This window comes from Parolsenella sp., from assembly GCF_982402205.1.
In genome coordinates, this window is sequence record NZ_CEVYAT010000114.1 from 1 (window position 1) to 5,332 (window position 5,332).

The 5,332-nt window shown below is 68.0% G+C and carries 6 protein-coding genes; 4 read left to right on the forward strand and 2 right to left on the reverse strand.

The window, feature by feature from the left end:
- The first annotated feature begins 169 nt into the window (after positions 1-169).
- From nadA to AC1VTH_RS06405, 4 genes are read left to right on the forward strand one after another with little or no spacing between them, the layout of a single operon-like run.
- Positions 170-1,099: a quinolinate synthase NadA gene (gene nadA / locus AC1VTH_RS06390; RefSeq protein WP_481335345.1), complete on the forward strand. Its 930-nt coding sequence runs from the start codon at positions 170-172 to the stop codon at positions 1,097-1,099.
- A 9-nt stretch (positions 1,100-1,108) separates the two neighbouring features.
- The gene (locus AC1VTH_RS06395; RefSeq protein ID WP_481335341.1) at positions 1,109-2,533 is read left to right on the forward strand and encodes an L-aspartate oxidase; all 1,425 of its coding nucleotides are present in this window, start codon (positions 1,109-1,111) and stop codon (positions 2,531-2,533) included.
- A 3-nt stretch (positions 2,534-2,536) separates the two neighbouring features.
- Positions 2,537-3,415, forward strand: coding sequence for a carboxylating nicotinate-nucleotide diphosphorylase (nadC, locus tag AC1VTH_RS06400; RefSeq protein ID WP_481335342.1), 879 nt, complete (start codon positions 2,537-2,539; stop codon positions 3,413-3,415).
- Positions 3,412-3,957: a 3H domain-containing protein gene (locus tag AC1VTH_RS06405; protein ID WP_481333585.1), complete on the forward strand. Its 546-nt coding sequence runs from the start codon at positions 3,412-3,414 to the stop codon at positions 3,955-3,957. The genes nadC and AC1VTH_RS06405 overlap by 4 nt, the downstream gene beginning before the upstream one ends.
- A 251-nt stretch (positions 3,958-4,208) precedes the next feature.
- On the opposite strand, the gene AC1VTH_RS06410 is transcribed toward AC1VTH_RS06405, so the two are convergent.
- Together AC1VTH_RS06410 and AC1VTH_RS06415 are read right to left on the reverse strand one after the other, a co-directional pair.
- Positions 4,209-4,628, reverse strand: coding sequence for a flavodoxin (locus AC1VTH_RS06410; protein ID WP_481335343.1), 420 nt, complete (start codon positions 4,626-4,628; stop codon positions 4,209-4,211).
- A 57-nt stretch (positions 4,629-4,685) separates the two neighbouring features.
- On the reverse strand, positions 4,686-5,332 hold a 647-nt coding region (locus AC1VTH_RS06415), incomplete at its 5' end, for a DUF3793 family protein (RefSeq protein ID WP_481335344.1).

Sequence of the window (5,332 nt, forward strand, 5' to 3'; positions counted from 1 at the left end):
CTGCGACGACGCCCGCGAGATCGTCGCGCCGGCAGACGCCGTCGGCGAGGTAACGGACGCGCCAGTCGCGCCTGCCGCTGCCGACCAGGTCCGCGAGGCCGACGAGCTCGCCCGCCTCGTGAGCGAGGGCGTGGGCTCGTGCACCACCGCGGCCGAGCGCGCCGCGCTTGTGCCCGCCGAGCTGAGGGAGGCCATCGAGCGCCTCAAGACAAAGCGAGACGCCGTGATCCTTGCGCACTACTACGTTGCGCCCGAGGTCCAGGCGGTCGCCGACTACGTAGGCGACTCGTTCTACCTCGCAAAGCTCGCCCGCACGCTGCCCAACAAGACCATTGTGCTCGCGGGCGTCGAGTTCATGGGCGAGAGCGCCAAGCTGCTTAACCCCGGCAAGACGGTGCTTTTGCCCGAGCCGGCCGCCGACTGTCCCATGGCCCACATGGTCAAGAAAGAGACGGTCGACGCCGCGCGCGAGCAGTATGGCGACGACCTTGCGGTTGTCTGCTACGTGAACTCCACCGTCGAGATCAAGAGTTGGAGCGACGTCTGCGTGACCTCGTCCAACGCCGTCAAGATCGTCTCGGAGCTGCCGCAGAGCAACGTCCTGTTCATCCCCGACCAGAACCTGGGCCGCTACGTGGCCGAGCAGGTGCCCGAGAAGAACGTCATCCTCAACCCCGGCTACTGCCCTCGCCACCACGTGATCACGCGCGAGCAGGTCGAGACCGTCGAGCTTGAGCATCCGGGCGCGCTCGTGCTCGCGCACCCCGAGTGCAAGGCCGAGGTGCTCGAGGAGGCCGACTACATTGGCTCGACCGCAGGCATCATCACGTATGCCGAGAAGAGCGATGCCTCCGAGTTCATCATCGTGACGGTCGCTGGCGTGCTCTACGAGCTCGAGCGCCGCACGGCCGGCTCAGGCAAGCGCTTCTACTTCCCGGCCACGCGTCCCACCTGCGTGAACATGGACATGATCGACCTGCGCCACCTCGTGGGCTGCCTCGCCACGGGCTCGGGCGAGGTCAGCATCGACGTGACGCCCGAGGCCGCCGAGCGTGCCAAGCTCGCGCTCGACCGCATGCTCGAGTACGCGGCAAGGTAGGGGATGGTCATGAAGTACGAGAACATGGGCGCCGACGTGGTCATCGCCGGCTGCGGCGTCGCGGGGCTCTATGCGGCGCTCAACCTGCCCACCAGCACGAGCGTCGTGATGCTGTCGAAGGGCAACGTTGACGAGTGCGACTCGATGCTCGCCCAGGGTGGCATCTGCGTGCTGCCCGAGGCGGGCGACTACGAGGCCTTCTTTGCCGACACGATGGCCGCCGGCCACTACGAGAACCGTCGTGATAGCGTGGACATCATGATTCGCTCGAGCCGCTCGGTCATCGACGACCTCGTGGCGCTGGGCTGCGACCTTGAGCGCGACGAGGACGGCGGGCTCGCGTTTACCCGCGAGGGCGCCCACAGCCGCCCGCGCATCTGCTTCCACGCAGACATCACGGGCAAGGAGATCACGACGACCCTGCTTGCCGCCGTGCGCCGCCTGCCCAACGTGCGCATCCTCGAGCACGTTGCCATGAGCGACATCCTCGTGGAGGAGCGGGACGGCCAGCGGGTCTGCGTGGGCGTGCGCGCCGTGGCCCTGTCCGAGGACGCCTCGACCACGCCGGCAGACGAGCTCGGCGCCACGGCCGAGGCGTTCGAGATTCGTGCCGCCAACACCCTGTGGGCCACGGGCGGCATCGGTGGCATGTACGACCACTCGACCAACTTCCCGCAGCTCACGGGTGATGCCTGCTACATTGCCCGCAAGCATGGCATTCGCCTCGAGCACCTCGACTACGTGCAGATTCACCCCACGGGCCTGTTCAGCCCGCAGCCGGGCCGTACGTTCCTCATCTCCGAGAGCTGCCGCGGCGAGGGCGCCGTCCTTCTCGACCATGACTGCCGTCGCTTCACCGACGAGCTACAGCCGCGCGACGTGGTGGCCGCGGCCATCACCAAGCGCATGCGCGAGGAGGGTGTGCCTCACGAGTGGCTGAGCTTTGGCCCCGTCGAGCCCGAGGTCATCCGCGGGCACTTCGCCAACATCCGCGAGCGCTGCCTCGAGGACGGCCGCGACATCGTGTGCGAGCCCATTCCCGTGGTGCCCACGCAGCACTACTTCATGGGTGGCGTGTGGGTCGACCGCGACGCCGCCACGACGATGCCGCACCTTTATGCCGCGGGCGAGACCTGCTGCAATGGCGTGCACGGTAAAAACCGCCTGGCCAGCAACAGCCTGCTCGAGTCGCTCGTCTTTGCGCGTCGCGCGGCCCGTCGCATGCTGGACGGCTCGTCGCTGCCCGTCGAGGTCGCGGGCTCGCCCGCGCTCGACGGCCGCCACCGCGTGGCCGGCGATGGTACGCTTGCCATCGACGAGCTGTGCGAGCACGACGGCACGTGCGCCCACGACGGCGGCCTGGCCTTTGGCGAGGCGCCCGTCGACATCGAGACCATTGCGAGCGAGGCGGCTGCGGCCGCGAGGGAGGCGTGAGGGATGGATCCCATTGCCCTGAAGCTGGTGGGCGAGGACATCATCGCCCAGGCGCTGCGTGAGGACATCACCTTCGAGGACGTGAGCACGGCGTCGGTGTGCCCCGAGGCCCGCGCCGCCGAGGTGCAGCTCATCGCCAAGGCAGACGGCGTCATCGCCGGCCTCGACGTCTTTGCCCGCACGTTTGCGCTGCTCGACCCCGCCACGCGCGTCGAGGCTACGGTGGCCGATGGCGACGAGGTCACGGCCGGCCAGCGCCTCGCCACCGTGTACGGCGACGCCCGCGTGCTGCTCTCGGGCGAGCGCGTGGCCCTCAACTTCCTGCAGCGCATGAGCGGCATCGCCACCTACACGCGCAGGATGGCCGCCGCGCTCGAGGGCACGAGCACCGCGCTCGTCGACACGCGCAAGACCACGCCGTGCCTGCGCGTCTTCGAGAAGGCGGCCGTGGCGATTGGCGGCGGGCGTAACCACCGCTATAACCTGTCGACGGCCGTGATGCTCAAGGACAACCACATCGACGCCGCCGGCGGCGTGGCCGCAGCCGTTGCCGCCGCGCGCGCCCATGCGTCGTTTACCTGCACCGTCGAGGTCGAATGCGAGAACCTCGACATGGTGCGCGAGGCCGTCGAGGCCGGTGCCGACATCATCATGCTCGACAACATGAGCCACGACGACATGGCCGCCGCGATTGCCCTCATCGACGGCCGCGCCAAGACCGAGTGCTCGGGCAACGTCGACGCGAGCAACATCCGCGCCCTGGCAGACCTGGGCGTCGACTACATCTCGTCAGGCGCGCTCACGCACTCCGCCCCCATCCTCGACCTGTCGCTCAAGCACCTGCGCATGGTGGGCGAGCCCGCGACTGAGGTGGTCCGATGAAGGGTGGTGAGCGCAGGGAGCGTATCGTGGCCGAGCTGCAGGCGTCTGCCACGCCGGTGTCGGGCAGCTCGCTGGCCAAGGCGGTGGGCGTTAGCAGGCAGGTTGTGGTGCAGGATATCGCGCTTCTGCGCGCCGACGGCCATGACATCGTGGCGACGAGCCGCGGCTACGTGCTACTGGGCGGCTCGGGCGAGCCGCAGGTGCCCACGCGGCTCGTGAAGGTGTGCCACGGCCTCGATGACCTTGCCGACGAGCTCACGACCATCGTCGACCTGGGCGGGGCGGTGCTTAACGTCATGGTTAATCACCGCGTCTACGGCAAGATCACCGGCGACCTCGACATCCGCAACCGCCGTGACGTGGAGCGCTACCTCGAGAACATCCGCTCGGGGAAGAGCTACCCGCTGCTCACGGTCACGAGTGGCTACCACTTCCACCGCATTGCCGCTGACAGCGAGGAGCAGCTCGACGAGATCGAGGCGGCCCTGCGCGAGAAGGGCTACCTGGCCGAGGTCCTGCCCTATGAGGGCGACCTCAAATAGGTTTGGCCGCGCGAGGTTGTCAGTGTAAACGGTTACACGTGCGATGAGGGAGCCCCCGAAGGGCCTGAGGCGGCCTTTCGGGGGCTCCTATTACGTTGGCGTGGGCCGAAATGGCCTCGCTTCTGAGTGTTTGGCTATCCCTTAAATGCGTTTTGGCGGGTTTTGGGATTCTCTGCTATTAAGCCGTCGTACGTGTAACCGTTTACACTGACAGATTCCGGCCGCCTAACTATCTAGAGACGCCCCGCGAGCTACGCCAGGGCGGCGCCGAGCTCCTTGCAGGAGGTCAGGGCCTCGTCGTCGGGCTCGAGGTTTGCGATGACGGTGGCCACGACCTCGGCGCCGTCGCCCTCCGTGCGCTCGCGCCAGGTGTCCATCCAGTCGCCGGTGCCCCAGTCGTAGCTGCCAAACAGGCCAACCTTCTTGCCGGGGAGCTGTGCCTCGGCGGCCTCGAACATCGGCTCGAACTCATCCTCCTCGAGCGACTCGTCGCCCATGGCGGGGCACCCAAACGCGACGGCATCATAGCCGGCCACGGCGCTGGCGTCGAAGTCGGTGGCCTGTACCTGGTCGACCTCGGCGCCGGCGGTGCGAGCCCCCTCGGCCACGGCGTCTGCCATGGTCTCGGTGTTGCCGGTGCCGCTCCAGAAAACCACTGCTACCTTGCTCATCTGTTTATCCTTTCCTATGCCAACCCGCGTCTCGGGTATGGATTCGATCTGTGCTGCCTATGCCGCGATGGCCACGTGCCCGCTCGCGAGGTCGGCTACGGTCGAGCCAGTCTCGAGCAGGGCGAGGCACGCCTGCGTGCAGCGGCGGTAGCTCGCAAAGCAGGCCTGCGCACGCTCGGGGTGCGAGTAGACCTTCCAGCAGCCACAGCACAGGTAGTCGCGCCCCTCGTGCTCGATGAAGGCCACGACGTCGTCGGTGGGGTAGCCCAGGAAGAGCCCCACCTCGTGGGGAAACTCGCCGCTGCAGGCCTGAGCCTGCAGACGTGCTCCCAGCTGGGCCAGAACGCCCTCAAGCCAGCCCGGCCCATTCGTGGCGTAGCCCCAGCCGCGCAGCAGCTCGGCCACGCGTGCCTCGCGCAGGTGTGAGCCCAGGAGCTCCGGGCGATACACGAACACGAGCGCGCCGCAGGAGCGGCGGGCCAGAACGCGCACGCGCACGCCGCTGGGGGCGAGGGCCTCGTTCTCGCGGGCAACGAGGGCGTCAAGCGCGCGACCTCGTTCGCAGGCGGGGCTGGGCGAGAAGCTGCCGGGCACGTTGAAGAGGCATCCCGGCTTGATTCCCGCGAGCGTGGGCGAACAGTGGCGAACGATTGCGTGCTCAAGGCCGAATCTGTCGAGCGTCATGGTGCCTCCCGCGGCGCAAC